We start from the raw sequence: 21,244 nt of genomic DNA on the forward strand, positions 1-21,244 counted from the left end.
GCTGCAAGAGGACTGGAAGAGGGCTGGAAGAGCGGATGCGACGAGTGGAGGGGGACGGACGGATGAGCGGTACGGACAGGGGCGCGGCCGGAGCCGAGCGGTTGCGGCGGTGGCGGATGGTGCTCGGCGGGGGAGAGGCCGACGGCACCGGGTGCGCGCTGACCGGGCGGGACGCGGCGATGGACGCCGCGCTCGGCGCGCTGTACGGCGGGGGCGGCGAGGCCGGGTCCCGCCGGACCTCGGGGGCGCGGTCGGCCGGGCTCGGCGGCTCCGCGCCGAATGTGGCCCGCTGGCTCGGGGACATCCGTACGTACTTCCCGAGCTCGGTGGTCCAGGTCATGCAGCGCGACGCGATCGAGCGGCTCGGCCTGTCCACCCTGCTGCTGGAGCCGGAGATGCTGGAGGCCGTCGAACCCGACGTGCATCTGGTCGGCACCCTGCTCTCGCTGAACAAGGCGATGCCCGAGACGACGAAGGAGACGGCGCGGGCCGTGGTCCGCAAGGTGGTGGAGCAGCTGGAGAAGCGGCTCGCGACCCGCACCCGGGCCACGCTCACCGGCGCCCTCGACCGCTCCGCCCGGATCAGCCGCCCCCGCCACCACGACATCGACTGGGACCGCACCATCCGGGCCAATCTCAAGAACTACCTGCCCGAGTACCGCACCGTCGTCCCCGAGCGGCTGATCGGATACGGCCGGGCGGCGCAATCGGTGAAGAAGGAGGTGATCCTCTGCATCGACCAGTCGGGATCGATGGCGGCCTCGGTCGTCTACGCCTCGGTCTTCGGCGCGGTCCTCGCCTCCATGCGTTCGATCGCCACCCGTCTGGTCGTGTTCGACACCGCGATCGTCGACCTGACCGACCAGCTCGACGACCCGGTCGACGTCCTCTTCGGCACCCAATTGGGCGGCGGCACCGATATCAACCGCGCCCTCGCCTACTGCCAGTCGAAGATCACCCGGCCCGCCGACACCGTCGTCGTGCTGATCAGTGATCTCTACGAGGGCGGAATCCGCAACGAGATGCTCAAGCGGGTCGCCGCGATGAAGGCGGCGGGCGTCGAGTTCGTGACCCTGCTGGCCCTGTCCGACGAGGGCGCCCCGGCCTACGACCGCGAGCACGCTGCAGCCCTTGCGGCGCTTGGGGCGCCGGCCTTCGCCTGCACCCCCGACCTGTTCCCGGAGGTGATGGCCGCGGCGCTGGAGAAGCGCCCCCTGCCGATGCCCTGAGTGCCCCGGTCCGGCCTTCTCCCCGCCCGTCCTGTGAATCGGTGAATCACACGAACTTCCAGTTCAAGCGTGAGGCGATCTGTGACAGGTATCACCGCTCAGGTGTGATCTGCGATTTAGGGTCCCACGTCCCTCGGGGATAACCTGCGGGACGGACATGCCGCGTCCACGGTCACCGTGTGCGCCTTCCTTGTGACAGCGCCGTCACGTTGCCCTCCGCGGCACGCCCACGCAGATAGCAGAAAACCGCGAATCACTGCGAATCTTTGAAGACAAGGGACGGACGCGCGTGGACCTGTTCGAGTACCAGGCGAGGGACCTCTTCGCCAAGCACGGTGTACCGGTGCTGGCCGGTGAAGTCATCGACACGCCTGAGGCGGCTCGCGAGGCCACCGAGCGGCTGGGCGGCAAGTCGGTCGTCAAGGCGCAGGTGAAGGTCGGCGGCCGCGGCAAGGCCGGTGGCGTGAAGCTGGCCGCCACCCCGGACGAGGCCGTCGCCCGGGCGACGGACATCCTCGGCATGGACATCAAGGGCCACACGGTCCACAAGGTGATGATCGCCGAGACGGCTCCGGAGATCCTTGAGGAGTACTACGTCTCGTACCTCCTCGACCGGACCAACCGCACCTTCCTCGCCATGGCGTCCGTCGCGGGCGGCATGGACATCGAGCAGGTCGCCGAGGAGACCCCGGAGAAGCTCGCGAAGGTCCCGGTGAACGCCAACGAGGGCGTGACCATCGAGAAGGCCCGCGAGATCGTCGCCCTGGCGCAGTTCCCGGCCGAGGTCGCCGAGAAGGTCGCCGAGGTCCTCGTGACCCTGTGGGCGACCTTCATCGCCGAGGACGCGCTCCTCGTCGAGGTCAACCCGCTCGCGAAGGTCGCCAACGGCGACGTCATCGCGCTCGACGGCAAGGTCTCGCTCGACGAGAACGCCGAGTTCCGCCAGCCGGGTCACGAGGAGTTCGTCGACCACGCGGCCGCGAACCCGCTCGAGGCCGCCGCCAAGGCGAAGAACCTCAACTACGTCAAGCTCGACGGTGAGGTCGGCATCATCGGCAACGGCGCGGGTCTCGTCATGAGCACCCTCGACGTCGTCGCCTACGCCGGTGAGAACCACGGTGGCGTCAAGCCCGCCAACTTCCTGGACATCGGCGGTGGCGCCTCCGCCGCCGTCATGGCCAACGGTCTCGAGATCATCCTCGGCGACCCGGACGTCAAGTCCGTCTTCGTCAACGTCTTCGGCGGCATCACCGCGTGCGACGAGGTCGCCAACGGCATCGTCCAGGCGCTGCAGCTGCTCGCGGACAAGGGCGAGGCGGTCACCAAGCCGCTCGTCGTCCGTCTCGACGGCAACAACGCCGAGCTGGGTCGCAAGATCCTCTCGGACGCCAACCACCCGCTGGTCCAGCGCGTGGACACCATGGACGGCGCGGCCGACAAGGCCGCCGAGCTCGCGGCTGCGAAGTAAGGGCAGAGGTCACAGACTCACATGGCTATCTTCCTCAACAAGGACAGCAAGGTCATCGTCCAGGGCATGACCGGTGCCACGGGCATGAAGCACACCAAGCTGATGCTGGCTGACGGCACCAACATCGTCGGCGGCGTGAACCCGCGCAAGGCCGGCACCACCGTCGACTTCGACGGCACCGAGGTCCCGGTCTTCGGCTCCGTCGCCGAGGCGATGGAGAAGACGGGCGCCAACGTCTCCGTGCTCTTCGTCCCGCCGGCCTTCGCCAAGGCCGCCGTGGTCGAGGCGATCGACGCCGAGATCCCGCTGGCCGTCGTCATCACCGAGGGCATCGCGGTGCACGACTCCGCCGCCTTCTGGGCGTACGCGACCGCCAAGGGCAACAAGACCCGGATCATCGGCCCGAACTGCCCGGGTCTGATCACCCCCGGCCAGTCCAACGCCGGCATCATCCCGGGCGACATCACCAAGCCCGGCAAGATCGGTCTCGTGTCCAAGTCGGGCACGCTGACCTACCAGATGATGTACGAGCTCCGTGACATCGGCTTCACCTCCGCCGTCGGCATCGGTGGCGACCCGGTCATCGGCACCACGCACATCGACGCTCTGGAGGCCTTCGAGGCCGACCCGGAGACCGAGCTGATCGTCATGATCGGTGAGATCGGCGGCGACGCCGAGGAGCGTGCGGCGGACTTCATCGCGAAGAACGTCACCAAGCCGGTCGTCGGCTACGTCGCGGGCTTCACCGCCCCCGAGGGCAAGACCATGGGCCACGCCGGCGCCATCGTCTCCGGCTCCTCCGGCACCGCGCAGGCCAAGAAGGAGGCCCTCGAGGCCGCCGGCGTCAAGGTCGGCAAGACGCCGACCGAGACCGCCAAGCTGGCGCGCGAGATCCTGAACGCCAAGTAAGCGGTCGCCGTACGGATCCACGTACGGGCGCAGCTGTGGCACGGGCGTGGGGCCCCCCCCCCCGGGGGGGGGGGCCCCCCCCGGGGGGGGGGGCCCCCGCCGCGGCCCCGGGGGGGGGGGGGGGGGGCGGCCGGCGCCCCCCCCCCCCCCGGGGGGGCCCCCCCCCACGCCCGTTTCTCGTGCGCCCTCATTCGACCTTCGGGGCGATCCGCGCCGGTCCGGCCTCCGGGTCGGCCAGCAGCTTGTCGTGGAGCTGTCTGCTCCGCTCGGTCAGCTGCTGGGGGCCGGCGAGCGGCGGCACCCCGGAGACGCTCTCGCCGGGCGCCAGCGGGGGCTCGTAGTGGGTGGGCGCGGTCATGACCGTGTAGGCGGTCGAGACCGCGATCATCGCCGTCAGGCTGAGGGTCGCCCGGGTCCACAGCCGGGTGCGCCGCTCGCCGCCGCCGCGCACGGCCACGGCCGGGCGCGGTTCGAGGTCGACGGCCGGACGCAGCGCGGTGAACAGGTCACGCAGCAGCGCGGACTGCTTCTGCGGCGGGGCGTCGGCCAGTTCGGGGATCCGGTCGGCGAGGTCGGCGTGCGCGTGCACGAGCCGGTTGCCGGCGGTGGGGGTGGTGGCTTCGGTCTCGGCGGCGGTGTCGGGCAGGTCGAGGCCGACGCCGTCGTAGAGCAGGACGGTGCGGCGGTGGGCGGGGGGCAGCGAGAGCAGGGCGTCGAGCAGGATCCGGTCGGCCGGCTCGGCAGGGGGCTTGTCGGGGTGGCGGTGGGCGCGCCGGAACCGGTGCCAGGGGGAGAGGGCGTACTCGTACGCGATCGCGCGCACCCAGCCCACCGGGTCCGGGTCGGCGGCCACCTCGGGCCACCGGTCCCAGGCCTGGGTGAAGGCCTTCTCCACGGCCTCCAGGGCGAGCGACCGGCGCCCGGTGAGCAGGTAGGCCTGCCGGGCGAGGTCGCGGGCGGCGTGGGCGTAGAGGGCGTCGAAGGCCTCGGCCGGGCCCTGGACCGGGACGGGTGCGAGGACCTCTACGGGGTGCTCTACGGGATGTTCGACGGGCCGTTCGGCCGGGTGTTCGGCGAGGTGTTCGGTGAGGTGTTCGGTGAGGTGTTCGGCCGGGTGCTCGACGGGCTCGGGCGGCGCGTCCGCGGCGGGTGGGTCCGCGGCGGGTTCCTCCGCCGCCTCCGCCGCCTTCGCCTCCGCCGGTGCTCCGGTGGGGGCGGCAGGCTCCGGCGGGGCCGCGAGGCCGGCAAGGAACCGCGTGTACGCCTCGCGCTTGCGCCCGCGCGGGGCCGTGCGGCCCGATTCCCAGGAGCGGACCGTCGCCGCGGTGACGCCCACCGCCGCCGCGACCTCATCGTGCGTCAGTTCCGCCGCCTCGCGCAGTCTGCGGCGCTCCTTGGGGGCGGGCAGGCTCAGCTCCGAGTCCGATGAGGAGGTCGTCTCGACGCTTCGTGTCATGCCACACTCCCCGCGAACCGACAGCCCTGGGCGAAAAAGTACATAAACGTATATTGAGCGACACCACGGACATTCGCCTGTTACCCGCCCATAGCGCGTGTCGTTGGCACCATGGCGGAGTGACCCAAGTGACCGAACGCGGGACCCCGTTGTCGGCGGCCCCGCGAGCCGGCGTGCGGCGCCGTTCGCCGGCCGCCGCCGCATGCGTCGTCGGCGGCGCCGTGGCGGCCGGACTCGGGCTCGGCTTCCTCGCCGTGCTCGTCATCGTGCTGTGGATCAGTTCCCCCTACCCCGACAGCGGCCCCGGCGGGGCCCTGCACCTCGCCGCCGGGCTGTGGCTGCTCGCCCACGGGACGGAGCTGGTGCGGTACGACACCCTGTCCGGCCTTCCCGCGCCCGTCGGCATGACGCCCCTGCTCCTCGTCGCGCTGCCCGTGCTGCTCATCCGGCGGGCCGCCCGGCTGGGGAGCGCCGCCGAGGAGGACGACGAGGAGGTGCTGCCCGCAGGGGCCGTGTTCTCGGCCGTGCTCTGCGGATACCTCGCCGTCGGGGCCCTCGTCACGCTGTACGCCGCGGGCGGCCCCATGTCGGCCGACCCCATCAGCGCGGCCTGGCACGTCCCGCTGGTCGCGGTGCTCGCCGCCGGCGGCGGGGTGTGGGCGGCCCGGGGGCGTCCGCTCGGGCCGCTGCCGTCCTGGGTGCCAGGGGGCGTACGGAGGGTCATCGTGCGCCCCCGTTACGCGCTGGCGCTCCGGGCGGGCGCGGGCGGGGCCCTGGTGCTGCTGGGCGGTGGCGCGCTGGTCGTCGGTGCCTCGCTCGCGTGGCACGGCGCCGAGGTCCAGGCCTCCTTCCTCTCGCTGACCGGGGTGTGGTCGGGCCGCTTCGCGGTCCTGTTGCTCGCGCTCACGCTGATCCCGAACGCCATGGTCTGGGGAGCGGCCTACGCGCTCGGGCCCGGCTTCGCCCTCGGCACCGGCGTGACGGCCACCCCGCTCGGCTTCCCGGGCGCGCCCGGGCTGCCCCGCTTCCCGCTGCTGGCGGCGCTCCCGGCCGCGGGGCCCGGGACCCCGCTGACCTGGCTGGTCGCCGGGGTGCCGGTGGTCGCCGGGCTGGCGGTGGGCTGGTTCGCGGTACGCCGGGCGCGCGAGGTCTCGTACGGGGAGACCGCGCTCACGGCGGCCCTGGGGGCGGTGGTGTGCGGCCTGGCGATGGGCGGGCTGGCGGCGGCCTCGGCGGGGGCGCTGGGCGCGCGGCGGCTGGCCGAGTTCGGGCCGGTGTGGTGGGCCACGGGGGCGGCGGCCTTCGCCTGGACGGCGGTGCTGGCCGTGCCGGTGGCGGTGGCGGTGCACGCGTGGCGGACCCGCCCGGCGATGGGGCCGGCCGCCCTGGACGGGGACGAGCCGGTGGATGACCGGTGGCACGACAGCGGGGTGCGGGAGCTTCGGTGGGCGGCGATGCGGGAGGCTGCGGGGGCACTGATTCCGGAGATCCGGGTGGCGGCGGCGCCGGTGCCTCCGGTGGTGCCTGAGCCCGTGCCTGCGGTGCCGGTGGTCCGGGGGCGGCGGGCGGTGACCGTGGTGGCCGGGCTGGATCTGGATCCGGGGCTGCTTCCGGCGAAGCCCGTCGAGCGGGTCGGGCCGGTCGGGCCCGTTGAGTTGGCCGAAGCGGCCGAACCGGTGTCAGCGCCGTTGGCTCCGCCGGTCGTTGGGGCGCGGGTGCTGGCCCGGCGCAAGCCGCCGCCGGAGTAGGCCGTTCGGGTGCGGCGCCGCTGCTGGGGCTCCGCCCCAGACCCCGCGCCTCAAACGCCGGCGGGGCTGGAAGGGTGCGCCTCAGCGTCGGCCGGGATGGGTGGGGGCGCTGCAAGCGCCCCCGGGTGGGGGCCTACTGGCGGACCTTCAGGACGTCGCCCACGACGTTGTTCGGGAGGAGGGTGTTGCACTGGAGTTCCGCCGACTTGGTGAGGGCGTCGTCGCGGCAGACGTAGAAGTCCTTGTAGGCCAGCTGCACCGCGTACGAGCTCATCGCCAGCAGGATCGCCAGTGAGGCCGTGACCAGACCGCTCACGGCCGCGGTGCGCTGGGGGCGGGCCGCGGGGCCCAGGGCGTCCAGGCCGACCGGTGCGGCGGGCGCGCCCTCGGCGGTCGCCGCTGCCGGCTTGCCCCGCAGTGCGCTGATCCCCCAGTAGAGGGCGAGCGCCCCGAGCAGCAGTCCGACCGACGGGATCTGGAAGATCCCGAAGAAGAAGCCCCACATGCCGGCCAGCAGCGCGTAGCGGGCGCGGCGCTGGATCGGGTCCGTCGGGTCCCAGCGCGCCGGACCCCGCTGCCCGTCCGAGTCCTTCGGACTCTCGCCGTTCCCGCCGCCGCCGCCATTGCGCGGCTGCCACGGCTCGTCGGGCCGGTCTTCCGGCGGAGCCGCGAAGGGGTTGTCGTCGGTGGGGGAGTCGGGCTGACGGCGGTCCGGCATCGGGTGTGTTTCTTCCCCTGTGTCATGGACGTCGCGAGGACGTCGTGGCGAGGTGAGGCCAGTTTGCGGCCTGTACGCCTGACGCTACCGTCCGGCCGTCCCCCCGTCCCTCGGGGGCCGTCCGGTGTACCGGTATCGTTGCAGGCGGTCGGTGGCTTCGTACGGTTCCCCATATATCGGTACCCCGGAGTTTCGTATGACCACACAAAGACGAACACCGCAATTCCGCGAGAAAGGGCCTCCCATGGCCGCCTCCCGCCTGGTCGTGCTGGTCTCCGGTTCCGGCACCAACCTCCAGGCCCTGCTCGATGCCATCGACGCCCACCCCGGCGGATCCGAGGGCTTCGGCGCCGAAGTCGTCGCCGTGGGGGCCGACCGCGAGAACATCGCCGGCCTGGAGCGGGCGGAGAAGGCCGGGATCCCCACCTTCGTCTGCCCGGTCAAGGGCTACGCCAGCCGCGCGGAGTGGGATGTCGCCCTCACGGAGGCGACCGACGCGTACGCGCCGGACCTCGTCGTGTCCGCCGGATTCATGAAGATCGTGGGCAAGGTGTTCCTCGACCGCTTCGGCGGCCGGTTCATCAACACCCACCCCGCCCTCCTCCCCGCCTTCCCCGGTGCGCACGGCGTTCGGGACGCCCTCGCCTACGGGGCGAGGGTCACCGGCTGCACCGTCCACTTCGTGGACGGCGGCGTGGACACCGGTCCGATCATCGCCCAGGGTGTGGTCGAGGTCCGGGACGAGGACGACGAAGCCGCTCTCCATGAGCGCATCAAGGAAGTCGAGCGCCAGCTGCTCGTCGATGTCGTGGGGCGTCTGGCCCGGCACGGCTACCGCATTGAGGGACGAAAGGTAACAATCCAGTGACCGCCGTAGAGAGCAACGACCCGACCACGACCCAGCGGCCGATCAGGCGTGCGCTCGTCAGTGTCTACGACAAGACGGGACTGGAAGAGCTGGCCCGCGGGCTGCACGAGGCGGGTGTCGCGCTCGTCTCCACCGGCTCCACCGCCTCGAAGATCGCCGCAGCCGGGGTGCCCGTCACCAAGGTGGAGGAGCTGACCGGCTTCCCCGAGTGCCTGGACGGCCGGGTCAAGACCCTGCACCCGCGCGTGCACGCCGGCATCCTCGCCGACCTGCGCCTGGAGGACCACCGCAACCAGCTCGCCGAGCTGGGCGTCGAGCCCTTCGACCTGGTGATCGTCAACCTGTACCCCTTCCTGGCGACCGTCCAGTCGGGTGCCACCCCCGACGAGTGCGTGGAGCAGATCGACATCGGCGGCCCGTCGATGGTCCGCGCCGCCGCCAAGAACCACCCCTCCGTCGCGGTCGTCACCAGCCCGGCCCGCTACGCCGACGTCATCGCGGCGGCCCAGGGCGGCGGCTTCGACCTCACCGCCCGCAAGCGGCTCGCGGCCGAGGCCTTCCAGCACACCGCTGCCTACGACGTGGCCGTGGCCTCGTGGTTCACGAACGCGTACGCCCCGGAAGCCCCCGAGGACGACGCCGCGGCGCTGCCCGAGTTCCTGGCCGGCGCCTGGGACCGCAAGTCGACCCTGCGCTACGGCGAGAACCCGCACCAGGCCGCCGCCCTCTACACGGACGGGCAGCCGGGCGGGCTCGCCAACGCGGAGCAGCTGCACGGCAAGGAGATGTCCTTCAACAACTACGTGGACACCGAGGCCGCGCGCCGCGCCGCCTACGACCACGAAGAGCCCTGCGTCGCGATCATCAAGCACGCCAACCCGTGCGGCATCGCGGTCGACACGGACGTCGCCGCCGCCCACCGCAAGGCGCACGCCTGCGACCCCCTGTCGGCCTTCGGCGGCGTCATCGCCGTCAACCGTCCGGTGACCGTCGCGCTCGCCGAGCAGGTCGCGGAGATCTTCACCGAGGTCATCGCCGCCCCCGCCTACGAGGACGGCGCGGTCGAGGTCCTGGCCCGGAAGAAGAACATCCGTGTGCTGAAGGTGGACGGCACCCCGCACCAGCCGGGCGACCTCAAGCCGATCTCCGGCGGCGCGCTGCTCCAGCAGAGCGACCTCTTCCAGGCCGAGGGCGACGACCCGAAGAACTGGACCCTCGCCACCGGCGACGCCCTGTCCCCGGCGGAACTCGCCGAGCTGGCCTTCGCGTGGAAGGCCTGCCGGGCCGTCAAGTCCAACGCGATCCTGCTCGCCAAGGACGGCGCCTCGGTCGGTGTCGGCATGGGCCAGGTCAACCGCGTGGACTCGGCGAAGCTCGCCGTCGAGCGGGCGGGCGCCGAGCGCGCGCAGGGCTCGTACGCGGCGTCCGACGCGTTCTTCCCGTTCCCGGACGGGCTGGAGATCCTGACGGCCGCGGGCATCAGGGCCGTGGTCCAGCCGGGTGGTTCGGTCCGTGACGAGCAGGTCGTCGAGGCCGCGCAGAAGGCCGGCGTGACCATGTACTTCACCGGGACCCGGCACTTCTTCCACTGAGCCGTCCGGCAGTCCCCGACCTACGGCGAAGGCCGCGTCCCGCACTGCGGGACGCGGCCTTCGCCGGTTCAGGGGACGAGCGGGGTCAGTAGCTCGGGCGCTTGAAGTAGTCGCCGGCCTTCGCGAGGCCGATGACGATCGTGAGGCCGAGGGCGAGGGAGACCAGGGCGGGCAGCACGACGAGGACGGGGGGCCCGGCCGAGTGCTCGCTGGCGCTCACTGCCGCAAGGTTGACGAGGGTGCTGATGACGGCGAAGAAGGTCTGGATCGAGCCGTAGACGATGCCGGAGACGCGCACCCCGTTGCGGCCCTTGCCCATCTTGGCCGCCGTCAGGAACGGCCACAGGGCCAGGCCGATCACGACGAGGCCGCCGATGACGAAGCCGATGCCGACGGCGGCCCCCGCCTCCTCCGCCGAGGAGCTGGAGGACCCCGAAAGGGCCGAGGCGAAGACGGCGCCGCCGATGATGATCAACAGGCCGAACAGTGCCTGCAGGCTGCCCAGGATGAAGAGGATGACGCGGGCGGCCTTCGCACCACCCGGCATCTCCATGTGGGCGCCGGGGTACCCGCCCGGACCGCCGGGATAGCCGCCGGGACCGCCCGGGTAGCCGCCGGGACCGCCGGGGTACCCCTGCGGGGCCTGCTGCGGGTAGGCGTAGCCGCCCTGCGGCGGGACGCCCTGGGGTGCCTGCTGCGGGTAGCCGTATCCGGGCTGGCCCTGCGGGGCCTGGGGCGGCTGCTGTCCGTACGGATTGTGCGGGTCGCCGAAGCTCATCTTGGGGTGTTCCTCCGTGGAAGTGCGGGGACGCACGGCACGAGCGCGGAGGAATCCTGCACGGTGCGGTCCGCCCCCCGGCACTGCCCGCGGCACTCAGTCGTTTCATCGTGGTCCGCCGGGTGGTGGCTTGTCCAGTTGGTTGCGCTACGGGCAGTGACTTGTTGTGCAAGTGCAATGAACGCTGCACCCCAGTGAGTGCCTTGACTGGAACCGGGGCCACCTCATCCGGGAGGATGGGGTCATGACCGCCCAGATTCTCGATGGCAAGGCCACCGCCGCCGCGATCAAGTCCGAACTGACCGCCCGCGTGGCGGCCCTGAAGGCCCGGGGCATCACCCCGGGCCTCGGTACCCTGCTGGTCGGTGACGATCCGGGCAGCCGCTGGTACGTCAACGGCAAGCACAAGGACTGCGCCGAGGTCGGCATCGCCTCCATCCAGCGCGAACTGCCCGAGACGGCCTCCCAGGAGGACATCGAGGCGGTCGTGCGGGAGCTCAACGCCGACCCGGAGTGCACCGGCTACATCGTCCAACTCCCGCTTCCCAAGGGCATCGATACCAATCGGGTCCTGGAGCTGATGGACCCGCTGAAGGACGCCGACGGCCTGCACCCCATGTCGCTGGGCCGGCTGGTCCTGAACGAGCCGGGCCCGCTGCCCTGCACCCCGTACGGGATCGTCGAACTGCTGCGCCACCACGACGTCGAGATCAACGGCGCGCACGTCGTGGTCCTCGGCCGCGGGATCACCGTCGGGCGCTCCATCGGCCTGCTGCTGACCCGCAAGTCCGAGAACGCCACCGTGACGCTCTGCCACACCGGTACGCGCGACCTCTCCGGGCTGCTGCGCCAGGCGGACATCATCGTCGCGGCGGCCGGTGTCCCGCACCTGGTCAAGCCGGAGGACGTGAAGCCGGGCGCGGCCGTGCTCGACGTGGGCGTCAGCCGCGACGGCGACGGGAAGATCGTCGGCGATGTGCACCCCGGGGTGGCCGAGGTGGCCGCGTGGATCTCGCCGAACCCGGGCGGGGTCGGCCCGATGACCCGCGCCCAGCTGCTCGTCAATGTCGTCGAGGCCGCGGAACGGACCACCAGTGCGGGCTGAATCGGACGCGGAGAACGCGGCGGGCGGCGGCTCGGCCAAGGCGAACGGCACCCCCGTCGCTCCGGTCGTACCCGTCACGCCCGTCGTGCCCGCCGTGCAGGCCGGTCCCGGCACGCCCGCGGCCGAGGCCGCCCGGTCCCGCCGCTTCCCGTCCGTCACCCGGGACACCGCCCGCCCCGAGGGCAGCGGCCGCGCCGTCCCCGGGGCCGTGTCCACGCCGGCCCGTCAGTGGCCGATGCTCAGCGTGCTCACCGCGACCGCGGTCGGGCTGCTGTTCACGGCGCTGGGGCACCCGCGGGTCGGCTGCCTGATCATCGGTGCGGCCCTGATCGCGGCCTCGGTGCTGCGGCGCGTGCTGCCCTCGGTCGGGATGCTCGCGGTCCGCTCCCGCTTCACCGACATGATCACCTACGGGGTGCTGGGGGTGGCGATCACGCTGCTCGCGCTGGTGATGCAGCCCCATCCCCTCCTGGTGATCCCGTTCATGGAGAGTGCGGTCCGCTTCACCGTGGGGTGAGCGGGGTGAGCGGGGTGCGCCGGGTGCCTGCGCCGGGCGCGGCGGCTGCGGCGACTGCCGTGGGCGCCGTGGGCGCCGTGAGGGCCGTGAGAGCCGCCAGGGTGGCCGCGACGGCCGGCCGGGCCTCCGTGCCCGCCCGGACCAGCACGTCCAGCGTCCGCCCCGGCCCCGGCAGCTCCCGTACGGCGACACCGGGCGGCGGGGCGTCGCACAGCAGCTTCGGCAGGATCGACACGGCCTGCCCGGTGGCGACGAGCCACAGCCCGGACCGCAGGTCCCCGCACTCGTGCGCGATGTGCGGGGTGAACCCGGCGTTCCGGCAGGCGTGCAGCAGCATCTCGCGGCAGCTGCTCGGGGCCGGGGCCGAGACCCAGCAGCTCTCCCGCAGCGCGGCGAGCCCGTCCCGCTCGTAGGCGGGGAGCAGGGCCTGCGGCAGCGCCAGGCACAGCGGGTCCTCGAAGAGCGGCACCGCGGTGGTCCCGGCCGCGGGCGGGGCGCCGAGCAGCGGGTACGCGTAGGTCACCGCCAGGTCCAGGCGGCGCCGGCGCAGCTGCGGCAGGGCCTCTTCCGGATCGGCCTGCACGATGCGCGGGCGCAGCCGTGGATGGCGTACGGCCAGCTCGGCGACGAGCGGGGCGGCCACCGTGGCCAGCGCGCTCGGGGCGCAGCCGATGGCCAGCTCCCCGCTCAGCTCGGTGTCGAGGGCGCGCACCGCCCCTTCGGCCCGCTCCAGGGCGGCGAGGACCGGTTCGCACGCGGCGGCCAGCGCCGCGCCGGCGGGGGTGAGCCGCAGTCCGCGCCCGTCCCGCTCGACGAGGACGGCTCCGGCCTCGGCCTCCAGGGCGCGCAGTTGCTGGGAGACGGCCGAGGGGGTCACCCCGTGCAGGTCGGCGACGGCGGTCACCCGGGTGTGTTCCGCCAGATCCCGCAGGATGACCATGCGCTTCACATCAAGCATGAGTTCATCTTAATGATTGCTGTAGCCGAGGTAGCTGGACTTCATGATGGGCGCCCGGCGATGCTCGTGCCATGAACGCGAAGACGAAGAAGGTCGTCCTGATCGGCGCGCACGGAACCCTCGGCCGGGCGGTCCACACGGCCCTGCGCGAGCGCGGCCACCAGGTCGTCACCGCCTCCCGCAAGGGCGCCGACGTCACCGTCGACATCACCGACCCCGAGTCCATCCGCGCCATGTACGAGCAGGTGGCGCAGCGGGTGGGTGAAATCGACGCGGTGGCGAGCGCGGCCGGCAGCGTGCCGTGGCGCCCGCTCGCCGAGCTGGGCACGGACGACATCCGCGGCGGCCTCGAAGGCAAGGCCGTCAGCCAGATCGAGCTGGTCCGCCAGGGCATCGCGCACCTGCCCGCCCACGCCTCGTACACGCTGGTCACCGGCATCCTGGCCCGCGAGCCCCTGCTCACCGGCTCGGTGGCCGCCCTGGCCAACGGCGCCGTCGAGGCCTTCGTGCGCGCCGCCGCCATCGAACTGCCCGGCCGCCAGCGCATCAACGCCGTCAGTCCCACCGTCTTCGAGGAGTCCCTCGACGCCTACGGGGACACCTTCGCGGGATTCGATGCCGTCCCGGTCGCCCGCGCGGCGAACGCCTACGTCAGGTCGATCGAGGGGCACCGCACGGGCCAGATCTTCCTGGTCGAATAGCGGGCCGGGAGCCGGTCACGCCTTCGAACGCCGGGCTCCGTGTGCCGTGCACCACAGGGTCCCGGGGATTAGCCCGGTCCCGGGTCGGATAGCCTGACCGCGGATGTCTCTTCACGTCAAGATTTACTGGGGAGCGGCGTCCTCCAGCACATGGGGCAGGGACGCCCCACCGCCAGCTGTCTAACGGAGAAGGCCATGACCCGCACTCCCGTGAATGTCACCGTCACCGGCGCCGCCGGCCAGATCGGCTACGCGCTGCTCTTCCGCATCGCTTCCGGTCACCTGCTCGGCGCGGACGTGCCGGTCAAGCTCCGTCTTCTGGAGATCCCCCAGGGCATGAAGGCCGCTGAGGGCACCGCCATGGAGCTCGACGACTGCGCCTTCCCGCTGCTCGCCGGCATCGACATCTTCGACGACCCGAACCAGGGCTTCGACGGTGCGAACGTCGCGCTGCTCGTGGGCGCCCGCCCGCGTACCAAGGGCATGGAGCGCGGCGACCTCCTCGCCGCCAACGGCGGCATCTTCAAGCCGCAGGGCCAGGCCATCAACGCGCACGCCGCGGACGACATCAAGGTCCTGGTCGTGGGCAACCCGGCCAACACCAACGCGCTCATCGCGCAGGCCTCCGCCCCGGACGTACCGGCCGAGCGCTTCACCGCGATGACCCGCCTGGACCACAACCGCGCGATCTCGCAGCTGGCCGCCAAGACCGGTGCCGCCGTCTCCGACATCAAGCGCCTGACGATCTGGGGCAACCACTCGGCGACCCAGTACCCGGACATCTTCCACGCGGAGATCGCCGGCAAGAACGCCGCCGAGGTCGTCAACGACGAGCTGTGGCTGGCCGACACCTTCATCCCCACCGTCGCCAAGCGCGGCGCGGCGATCATCGAGGCCCGTGGCGCGTCCTCGGCCGCCTCGGCCGCCAACGCCGCCATCGACCACGTGCACACGTGGGTCAACGGCACCGCCGAGGGCGACTGGACCTCGATGGGCATCCCGTCGGACGGCTCCTACGGCGTCCCGGCCGGTCTGATCTCCTCCTTCCCCGTCACCTGCAAGGACGGCAAGTACGAGATCGTCCAGGGCCTGGACATCAACGAGTTCTCCCGCACCCGCATCGACGCCTCCGTCCAGGAGCTGTCCGAGGAGCGCGACGCGGTGCGCGAGCTCGGCCTGATCTGATCCGGTCACCCGACCCGATCCGCTCTTCCGAAAGGCCCCGGCGCAGTGCGCCGGGGCCTTTTTGGCGCGATCACCCCTGTCATGCGCCTGATCACCGTCTTATGGTTTCCCTCCGCACACCGAAAGGGGGATTCGGTGACAGGCACTGCGGACGACAGAACTCCCGTGCACCCTTCGCTGAGCGAAGCCGGCCGGCTGCTGTGCGCCGGCAGCTATCTCGACTCCGCCTACCGCGACCGGGTGATCGAGGAGCTCTATGTCCACGAGGAGCGCTTCGTGGCGCCCTCCTACGGTTTCGACGCCGCCCGCGTCCTCGCCCACGCGCTCCAGGCCCGCCGCGCCGAAGCGGCCTGGGCCTCGGCCGTCCTGGGCGTGTGGGGCCTCGGGCTGCTGCTGGCCCAGGCGCTCCTGATCTTCCTGCTGATCCCGGCCGCCCTCCTGAGCGGGGCCGGGCGGATCGCCCGGCGCCGCGCGAGGACGGGACGCGGCAGCCGCTTCCTCGAACTGCTCCTGAGCGGGTGCGGCTACGTGCTGCTCCTCGGCGTCGGCCTGGGCGTGCTGGCCGGCGCGATCGAGGGGAGGACGGGGGTCGGCGGCCTCGACGACTCCACGGTGTACCTCGAAGACAGTCGGCGGACCCTCGTGGTGGAGCCCCTCGAGTTCTTCTTCGACCTGCCCGAACTCGGCTACCGGATCGCGATCGGATACGCCTGGACGGCCCTGCTCGTCTTCGCCCTGCTGACCCTGGTCGTCGGCCTCCAGCGGGGTCACTTCGCCCGCGTCATCAGCACGTCGCTCAGCCGGGCGCAGTACGCCGACCCGAACGCCGACCCCGCCTCCGGCAGGCGGTTCACCAGGGCCCGGGACCGGATCATCCGTACCCAGCACAGCCGCCTGGTCATCTACCACGTCGACGATCCGTTCTGCGGCGCCGGCGCGGCCTACCGCCCCTGGCACCTGTCGGTCGAGTTGCGCCCCCGCACGGACGGCGTCCCGCCCGAACCGCTGGACAACGAGCGGATCGTGGCCCGCATCCGGCCGCGGCTGGAGGCCCTGCGCGTCCCCTCGCCGCACGGCTCGCCGGAGGCCGAGCAGGCCGTACTGGACCGGCTGCGGGAACTGGTCGTCGAGGAGTGCGTGTTCCTGCCGGCCTCCGGGCTGCCGGCCGCGTTCGAGCCGGACCTCTCGGACCGGGCGTTCGACGCGCACCGGGCCGGGGCCGTGGAGGAGGGCGGGGAGCGCCGCCGCCACTTCCTGCGCGTACGGGTCGGCGGCTGGGACGAGAACCTCGTCATCACCGTCTTCGTACGCGTCCACACGCAGGGCGGGATGCTGATGCTGGAGGTGGCGCCGCACGTGCTGCTGCCCGTACGGCCGCAGTTCCAGGAAGCCGACGACATCGCCCGGCGGCACCTGCGCAACAACCCCTTCGCCAAGGTGGTCTGGGCGCTCCGGCACGCCCCGCGCTCGCTCTCCAAGGCGTACACCATCCTGTCGGGCGGCAGCCGCGGACCGTGGCAGATCGCCACGGAGGGCCACGGCGGCGCGCTCCCGGCCGGACCGGCCGTGTCCGTACGCGAGCTCGCGGCGCAGGAGGACGCGTCACTGTTCCAGCTGATGGACCTGGACCGGTACCTGAAGACCATCCAGGACCGCATCGTCGGCGGGGTGACCCTGGCCCTGCACGAAGCGGGCTGGCACACGGAGGAGTTCGCGCAGCGGGCGGTCACCGTCGCGGAGGGCGGAGTGTTCATCCAGTCCGTGAGCCACAGCGCGTTCAGCGTGGGCGGCAGCGGACACCACAACCAGACGAGCCACCACTCGGGCAGGGGGAGCAGCAGTGACGCATGACGGGGGAGCGGGAACCGGAGCCGAAGCGGGGGCCGGAGGCGGGGAGGCGCGGGGCAACACCTTCCACCGCATCGAGGGCAGCACCTTCAGCGTCGGCGGCACCCATGTCACCAACACCACCGTCCACCACGACGGTACGGGGGCGGGCGCGCCGGGCGCGGCGGAACTGCTGGAGGCGGTACGGGAGCTGCGCATCGCCCTGGTCCGCCTGCCCCGCAGCGCGGACCGGGCGGCGCTCGACGCCGAACTGGACCAGGTCGCCGGCGAACTGGACGAGGCCGGGGAGATCAGGCCCGGCCTGCCCGCCCGGCTGCGGGGTGCGCTGCAGCGGTGGGCGCCGGTGGTGGAGTCGGTGAACGCGGCCGCCGCCCTCGGCGGCCTGCTCGCCTCCTTGGGGAGCTGACCGGTGGCCACGGGCGGCGGCGCCCACTGGAACCCGCAGTCGCAGCGCTGGGAATGGGCGGACCAGCCACCCCCACCCCCGCCGCCGCCGCCACCGTTTCCACCGGGGAGCGGGGGTGGTGGGGGCGGCGGCCCGGTCAGGGACCCGCGCGGGAAGGTCCCGCTGCTGGTGGCCCTCGGGGCCGTGGTGGTGGGCGGCTGCGCCCTGGCGGGGTGGTTCGTACTGGACGACGAGGAGCCGAGGACACCCGCCGCAGCCCCGTCGGCTTCGGGTGCCCCCCATCCGCCGTCCGGTACGGGTCCGAACGCGGAACCGGTCAGTCCGTCGGCCTCCGCGTCCACGTCCCCCTCGACCCCGCCGCCGTACGCGGTGGTCCGCGACGACGCCGGCTTCTCCGTCGCCGTCCCCAGCGGCTGGGAGCGCAGCCACGACGAGGACGGCCAGGGCTCCTTCTACCGCCGGCCGGGGGACCGGAGCGCGCTGGTCCAGATCTTCCGTGTCACCGAGCCCGACAGCGTCGGGGCGTGCGAGCTGCTGCGGATTTCCTCGCAGGCCCTCGGCGTCCGTTCCGGCTACCGGGAGGTCTCCGTCGATCCGGTGCCCGGGGCGTCCTGCGAGCTCGTGTACGAGTACGACAGCGAGGAGTCGGGCGGACGCCGCCGCGGGATCGAGCGGATCGCCGTCGCGCCGGACGGCGGGCGGTGGGCGCTGCTGGCGGCCGGTCCGGCCGCCGACGGCACGGCGGTGCGCGCGAACCTGACGGCGGCCGTGGAGTCGTTCCGGCCGGACTGACCTGCCGGACAGCCCTTAGTTGTACATGCCCGGGGTGTAGTGGCCCGGCACCAGGCGGGTGGTGACGCCGATGCGGTTCCAGACGTTGATCGTCGCGATGACGGCGATCAGCTGGGCCAGCTCGCGCTCCTCGAACTGCTTGGCGGCCTTCTCGTAGACCTCGTCGGGCACGAAGCCGTCCGTCAGGACGGTGACGGCCTCGGTGAACTCGATCGCGGCGAGTTCCTTCTCGGTGTAGAAGTGCCGCGACTCCTCCCAGGCGGCCAGCTGGACGATGCGCTCGATGCTCTCACCTGCGGCGATCGCGTCCTTGGTGTGCATGTCGAGACAGAAGGCGCAGTGGTTGATCTGGGAGGCGCGGATCTTGACGAGCTCGACCAGGGAGGGGTCCAGGCCCTTCTTCGAGGCGATCTCCAGGGCCAGGACGGCCTTGTAGACCTCGGGGGCGACCTTGGCCAGCTGCATGCGCGGGGTGTGCTCGGGGGCGTGTTCGTGCGTGGTCGTCATGTGATCCACCCTAGGAGGCAGGCGGCCCACCGATATGGTCCATATCCATGACGGAATCATGGGCCACTTTCGGCGCCGACCTGCATCTGGACCTCACCGCCGGACGCGGGCGCGGCGGGTTGCGGGCCGGGCTCACCGAGGCCCTGCGCGAGGCCGCGCGCAGCGGGCGGCTGGCGGCCGGGACCCGGCTGCCGTCCTCGCGCACCCTCGCCGCCGACCTGGGCATCGCCCGGAACACGGTCGCCGAGGCGTATGCCGAGCTCGTCGCCGAGGGCTGGCTGACGGCCCGCCAGGGCTCCGGCACCCGCGTCGCCGAACGGGCCCGCCTGCGCCGGCCCGCGGCGGCCGCCCGGGTACGCCGCCCCGCGCGCCGGGGCCCCGCGTACAGCCTGGTGCCCGGCTCCCCGGACCTGGGCGGCTTCCCGCGCGCGGCATGGCTGTCGGCGGCCCGGCGGGCGCTGACCGGCGCGCCGAACGAGGCCTTCGGGTACGCGGTCGACATGCGCGGCCGCATCGAGCTGCGGCAGGCGCTGGCCGGATACCTGGCACGGGCGCGCGGCGTGTACGCGGACCCCGAACGGATCGTGCTGTGCGCGGGCTTCCTGCACGGGCTGACGCTGCTGGCGGGCGTCCTGCGGGCGCGGCGGGTGCGGGAGGTGGCGGTGGAGGGGTACGGCCTGGACTTCCACCGGGACCTGCTGGTGCGGGCGGGGCTGCGGACGCGCCCGCTGGGGGTGGACGGGGAGGGTGCCCGTACGGGGGAGCTGACCGCGGCGGCGGGCGCGGTGCTGCTGACCCCGGCGCACCAGTTCCCGACGGGCGTCGCCCTGACCCCGGCCCGGCGGGCGGCGGCGGTCGACTGGGCCCGGAGCACGGGCGGGCTGATCCTGGAGGACGACTACGACGGGGAGTTCCGCTACGACCGTCAGCCGGTCGGGGCGCTCCAGGGCCTGGACCCGGACCGGGTGGTGTACCTCGGCACGGCAAGCAAGTCCCTGGCACCCGGGCTGCGGATGGGCTGGATGGTGGTGCCGCCGGGGCTGGTGGAGGAGGTGCTGGCCGCCAAGGGGCCCACGGACTGGGTGTGCAGTGCGCTGGATCAGCTGACGCTGGCGGAGTTCATCACCTCCGGAGCCTACGACCGGCACGTGCGCGGGATGCGGCTGCGGTACCGGAGGCGGCGGGACGAGCTGGTGGCGGCGGTGGGGGACCGGGTGGCCGTTTCGGGGATCGCGGCGGGGCTGCACGCGGTGCTGGACCTTCCCGCGGGTACGGAGAGGTCGGTGCTGCAGTCGGCCGCGTGGCAGGACCTGGCCCTGCACGGGCTGAGGAGCTTCCGGCACCCGCAGGCGGGGGCGTTGCCGCGGGATGCGGTGGTCGTGGGCTACGGGACGCCGTCGGACAGCGCGTGGTCGCCGACGCTGGCGGCCTTGGCGGCGGCGCTGCCGTGACCTGCGGAGCCGGGTTTCCGGGGGCGCTGACCCGGGCCCCGCGCCTCGAACGCCGCCGGGGCCGAAACGCCGTGGCAGGAGGTCAGTCCTCGGGCGGTGGAGGTTCGCCGAAGCGGGCCAGGGCCAGGGAGCCGGCGACGGCCACCGCGAAGCCCGTGACCGCCAGCCAGGCCAGGCCCTCGCGGGTGCTGTCGCCGAGCCAGGCCACGCCCACCACCGCCGGGCCGATCGTCTCGCCGAGCACCAGGCCCGCCGTCGCCACCGTCACCGAACCGCGCGCCAGCGCCGACGTCAGGAGCAGGAAGGCCGCGCCACCGCCCAGCAGGAGGGCGTACAGGGCGGGGTTGCGCAGGTCCCAGGGCGAGTCGATGAGCCGGACCGAGACCTCCACCACCCCGAAGCCCGTCCCCGCCGCCAGACCCAGGACCAGCGCCCGCGGCCCGTCCGGCAGCCGCCCCGCGACCACGCCGACCAGCAGCACCAGCCCCGCCACCGCCAGCAGCCCCAGCTTCAGCGCCAGCGACCCGGTCCCCGTGCCCTCCTCCCCGGCGGAGAGCCCGAGCATCACCAGCCCCGCGCACACCACCGCCACCGCGCCCCACTCGGTCCGGGACAGCCGCACCCGCAGCAGCCGCGCCGCGACCACCGCCGTCACCGCCAGGCTGGCCGCCAGCGCGGCTCCCACCGCGTAGATCGGGACGTGCCGCAGCGCGATGATCTGGAGCACGAAGCCGACTCCGTCCAGGCCCAGACCCGCCAGGTACCGCCACTGCCGCACGGCCCGCAGGAACAGCGCGGTGTCCACCCCGGACCCCGTACCCGGCTCCGCCGACCGCGCCGCGACCGCCTGCAGAACCGACGCCGTACCGAAGCAGACCGCCGCACCGAGCGCGCAAATCATCCCAATGAGCACGAACTGACTCTAGGTCACAGATCTCACGACGGCCGGATTCCATCGGCCGGTGGCCCCCCTCTACTCTGTCGGCAGTACGCGAGGCCCCAGGGGGA

At 72.9% G+C, this 21,244-nt stretch carries 20 protein-coding genes; 14 read left to right on the forward strand and 6 right to left on the reverse strand.

Features of this window, described 5'->3' with window-relative positions; genetic code table 11:
* Nucleotides 1-35: 35 nt before the first annotated feature.
* The 3 genes from ACGFZK_RS19610 (at nt 36) to sucD (ending at nt 3,606) form a co-directional block, all read left to right on the forward strand.
* Nucleotides 36-1,229 (forward strand): VWA domain-containing protein, encoded by a 1,194-nt coding sequence (locus ACGFZK_RS19610; protein ID WP_393850131.1) that lies wholly within the window; start codon nt 36-38, stop codon nt 1,227-1,229.
* Nucleotides 1,230-1,518: 289 nt separating this feature from the next.
* Complete coding sequence (gene sucC / locus ACGFZK_RS19615) at nt 1,519-2,697, forward strand: ADP-forming succinate--CoA ligase subunit beta (protein WP_030389142.1); 1,179 nt, start codon at nt 1,519-1,521, stop codon at nt 2,695-2,697.
* A 21-nt stretch (nt 2,698-2,718) separates the two neighbouring features.
* Nucleotides 2,719-3,606 (forward strand): succinate--CoA ligase subunit alpha, encoded by an 888-nt coding sequence (sucD, locus tag ACGFZK_RS19620; RefSeq protein WP_030290624.1) that lies wholly within the window; start codon nt 2,719-2,721, stop codon nt 3,604-3,606.
* Between the two features lie 187 nt (nt 3,607-3,793).
* Here the strand turns inward: sucD and ACGFZK_RS19625 are convergent, their stop codons facing one another.
* Nucleotides 3,794-5,062, reverse strand: a complete 1,269-nt coding sequence (locus ACGFZK_RS19625) for an RNA polymerase sigma factor (protein WP_393850132.1) — start codon at nt 5,060-5,062, stop codon at nt 3,794-3,796.
* Nucleotides 5,063-5,181: 119 nt separating this feature from the next.
* Between ACGFZK_RS19625 and ACGFZK_RS19630 the strand changes: the two genes are divergently transcribed.
* A complete protein-coding gene (locus ACGFZK_RS19630) occupies nt 5,182-6,810 on the forward strand; it encodes a DUF6350 family protein (protein WP_393850133.1) in 1,629 nt (542 codons plus the stop codon).
* Between the two features lie 133 nt (nt 6,811-6,943).
* On the opposite strand, the gene ACGFZK_RS19635 is transcribed toward ACGFZK_RS19630, so the two are convergent.
* The gene (locus ACGFZK_RS19635) at nt 6,944-7,528 is read right to left on the reverse strand and encodes a hypothetical protein (RefSeq protein WP_393850134.1); all 585 of its coding nucleotides are present in this window, start codon (nt 7,526-7,528) and stop codon (nt 6,944-6,946) included.
* Nucleotides 7,529-7,772: 244 nt separating this feature from the next.
* Here ACGFZK_RS19635 and purN point away from each other — a divergent pair, with 244 nt between their 5' ends.
* Both purN and purH read left to right on the forward strand, forming a co-directional pair.
* Nucleotides 7,773-8,396: a phosphoribosylglycinamide formyltransferase gene (purN, locus tag ACGFZK_RS19640; protein ID WP_393850135.1), complete on the forward strand. Its 624-nt coding sequence runs from the start codon at nt 7,773-7,775 to the stop codon at nt 8,394-8,396.
* Complete coding sequence (purH, locus tag ACGFZK_RS19645; protein WP_393850136.1) at nt 8,393-9,988, forward strand: bifunctional phosphoribosylaminoimidazolecarboxamide formyltransferase/IMP cyclohydrolase; 1,596 nt, start codon at nt 8,393-8,395, stop codon at nt 9,986-9,988. Before purN ends, purH begins: the two co-directional genes overlap by 4 nt.
* Before the next feature lie 85 nt (nt 9,989-10,073).
* Here purH and ACGFZK_RS19650 read toward each other — a convergent pair whose 3' ends face one another.
* Nucleotides 10,074-10,766, reverse strand: a complete 693-nt coding sequence (locus tag ACGFZK_RS19650) for a hypothetical protein (RefSeq protein ID WP_393850137.1) — start codon at nt 10,764-10,766, stop codon at nt 10,074-10,076.
* 244 nt (nt 10,767-11,010) lie between these two features.
* Between ACGFZK_RS19650 and ACGFZK_RS19655 the strand changes: the two genes are divergently transcribed.
* Together ACGFZK_RS19655 and ACGFZK_RS19660 are read left to right on the forward strand one after the other, a co-directional pair.
* Nucleotides 11,011-11,871 (forward strand): bifunctional methylenetetrahydrofolate dehydrogenase/methenyltetrahydrofolate cyclohydrolase, encoded by an 861-nt coding sequence (locus tag ACGFZK_RS19655; protein WP_393850138.1) that lies wholly within the window; start codon nt 11,011-11,013, stop codon nt 11,869-11,871.
* Nucleotides 11,861-12,388 (forward strand): DUF3017 domain-containing protein, encoded by a 528-nt coding sequence (locus tag ACGFZK_RS19660; RefSeq protein WP_393850139.1) that lies wholly within the window; start codon nt 11,861-11,863, stop codon nt 12,386-12,388. The genes ACGFZK_RS19655 and ACGFZK_RS19660 overlap by 11 nt, the downstream gene beginning before the upstream one ends.
* Here ACGFZK_RS19660 and ACGFZK_RS19665 read toward each other — a convergent pair.
* Nucleotides 12,375-13,346 (reverse strand): LysR family transcriptional regulator, encoded by a 972-nt coding sequence (locus ACGFZK_RS19665; RefSeq protein ID WP_393850140.1) that lies wholly within the window; start codon nt 13,344-13,346, stop codon nt 12,375-12,377. The genes ACGFZK_RS19660 and ACGFZK_RS19665 overlap by 14 nt on opposite strands.
* 71 nt (nt 13,347-13,417) lie before the next feature.
* On the opposite strand from ACGFZK_RS19665, the gene ACGFZK_RS19670 reads away from it, so the two are divergent.
* The 5 genes from ACGFZK_RS19670 (at nt 13,418) to ACGFZK_RS19690 (ending at nt 18,278) form a co-directional block, all read left to right on the forward strand.
* The gene (locus tag ACGFZK_RS19670) at nt 13,418-14,047 is read left to right on the forward strand and encodes a short chain dehydrogenase (protein WP_393850141.1); all 630 of its coding nucleotides are present in this window, start codon (nt 13,418-13,420) and stop codon (nt 14,045-14,047) included.
* A 195-nt stretch (nt 14,048-14,242) separates the two neighbouring features.
* Nucleotides 14,243-15,232, forward strand: coding sequence for a malate dehydrogenase (locus ACGFZK_RS19675; RefSeq protein WP_393850142.1), 990 nt, complete (start codon nt 14,243-14,245; stop codon nt 15,230-15,232).
* Between the two features lie 135 nt (nt 15,233-15,367).
* Nucleotides 15,368-17,083, forward strand: coding sequence for a hypothetical protein (locus ACGFZK_RS19680; protein ID WP_393850143.1), 1,716 nt, complete (start codon nt 15,368-15,370; stop codon nt 17,081-17,083).
* Nucleotides 17,073-17,486 (forward strand): hypothetical protein, encoded by a 414-nt coding sequence (locus ACGFZK_RS19685; protein WP_393850144.1) that lies wholly within the window; start codon nt 17,073-17,075, stop codon nt 17,484-17,486. The genes ACGFZK_RS19680 and ACGFZK_RS19685 overlap by 11 nt, the downstream gene beginning before the upstream one ends.
* A 3-nt stretch (nt 17,487-17,489) precedes the next feature.
* On the forward strand, nt 17,490-18,278 hold the full coding sequence (locus ACGFZK_RS19690) for a hypothetical protein (protein WP_393850145.1): 789 nt from the start codon (nt 17,490-17,492) through the stop codon (nt 18,276-18,278).
* Between the two features lie 15 nt (nt 18,279-18,293).
* On the opposite strand, the gene ACGFZK_RS19695 is transcribed toward ACGFZK_RS19690, so the two are convergent.
* Nucleotides 18,294-18,785 (reverse strand): carboxymuconolactone decarboxylase family protein, encoded by a 492-nt coding sequence (locus ACGFZK_RS19695; protein ID WP_393850146.1) that lies wholly within the window; start codon nt 18,783-18,785, stop codon nt 18,294-18,296.
* A gap of 47 nt (nt 18,786-18,832) precedes the next feature.
* On the opposite strand from ACGFZK_RS19695, the gene ACGFZK_RS19700 reads away from it, so the two are divergent.
* On the forward strand, nt 18,833-20,236 hold the full coding sequence (locus ACGFZK_RS19700; protein ID WP_393850147.1) for a PLP-dependent aminotransferase family protein: 1,404 nt from the start codon (nt 18,833-18,835) through the stop codon (nt 20,234-20,236).
* An 82-nt stretch (nt 20,237-20,318) separates the two neighbouring features.
* Here the strand turns inward: ACGFZK_RS19700 and ACGFZK_RS19705 are convergent, their stop codons facing one another.
* Nucleotides 20,319-21,137, reverse strand: coding sequence for a hypothetical protein (locus ACGFZK_RS19705; protein WP_393850300.1), 819 nt, complete (start codon nt 21,135-21,137; stop codon nt 20,319-20,321).
* Between the last annotated feature and the right edge of the window lie 107 nt (nt 21,138-21,244).

Origin of the sequence: Streptomyces sp. NPDC048257 (assembly GCF_043201855.1) — a bacterium.
Classification (GTDB): Bacteria; Actinomycetota; Actinomycetes; order Streptomycetales; family Streptomycetaceae; genus Streptomyces.

What these genes read in the sequence shown, in the direction of transcription:
- ACGFZK_RS19610 (WP_393850131.1), top strand. Translation starts at nt 36, where the DNA reads ATGCGACGAGTGGAGGGGGACGGACGGATGAGCGGTACGGACAGGGGC.
- sucD (WP_030290624.1), top strand. Translation starts at nt 2,719, where the DNA reads ATGGCTATCTTCCTCAACAAGGACAGCAAGGTCATCGTCCAGGGCATG.
- ACGFZK_RS19625 (WP_393850132.1), bottom strand. Translation starts at nt 5,062, where the DNA reads ATGACACGAAGCGTCGAGACGACCTCCTCATCGGACTCGGAGCTGAGC.
- ACGFZK_RS19635 (WP_393850134.1), bottom strand. Translation starts at nt 7,528, where the DNA reads ATGCCGGACCGCCGTCAGCCCGACTCCCCCACCGACGACAACCCCTTC.
- purN (WP_393850135.1), top strand. Translation starts at nt 7,773, where the DNA reads ATGGCCGCCTCCCGCCTGGTCGTGCTGGTCTCCGGTTCCGGCACCAAC.
- ACGFZK_RS19650 (WP_393850137.1), bottom strand. Translation starts at nt 10,766, where the DNA reads ATGAGCTTCGGCGACCCGCACAATCCGTACGGACAGCAGCCGCCCCAG.
- ACGFZK_RS19655 (WP_393850138.1), top strand. Translation starts at nt 11,011, where the DNA reads ATGACCGCCCAGATTCTCGATGGCAAGGCCACCGCCGCCGCGATCAAG.
- ACGFZK_RS19665 (WP_393850140.1), bottom strand. Translation starts at nt 13,346, where the DNA reads ATGCTTGATGTGAAGCGCATGGTCATCCTGCGGGATCTGGCGGAACAC.
- ACGFZK_RS19670 (WP_393850141.1), top strand. Translation starts at nt 13,418, where the DNA reads ATGAACGCGAAGACGAAGAAGGTCGTCCTGATCGGCGCGCACGGAACC.
- ACGFZK_RS19675 (WP_393850142.1), top strand. Translation starts at nt 14,243, where the DNA reads ATGACCCGCACTCCCGTGAATGTCACCGTCACCGGCGCCGCCGGCCAG.
- ACGFZK_RS19695 (WP_393850146.1), bottom strand. Translation starts at nt 18,785, where the DNA reads ATGACGACCACGCACGAACACGCCCCCGAGCACACCCCGCGCATGCAG.
- ACGFZK_RS19700 (WP_393850147.1), top strand. Translation starts at nt 18,833, where the DNA reads ATGACGGAATCATGGGCCACTTTCGGCGCCGACCTGCATCTGGACCTC.
- ACGFZK_RS19705 (WP_393850300.1), bottom strand. Translation starts at nt 21,137, where the DNA reads ATGATTTGCGCGCTCGGTGCGGCGGTCTGCTTCGGTACGGCGTCGGTT.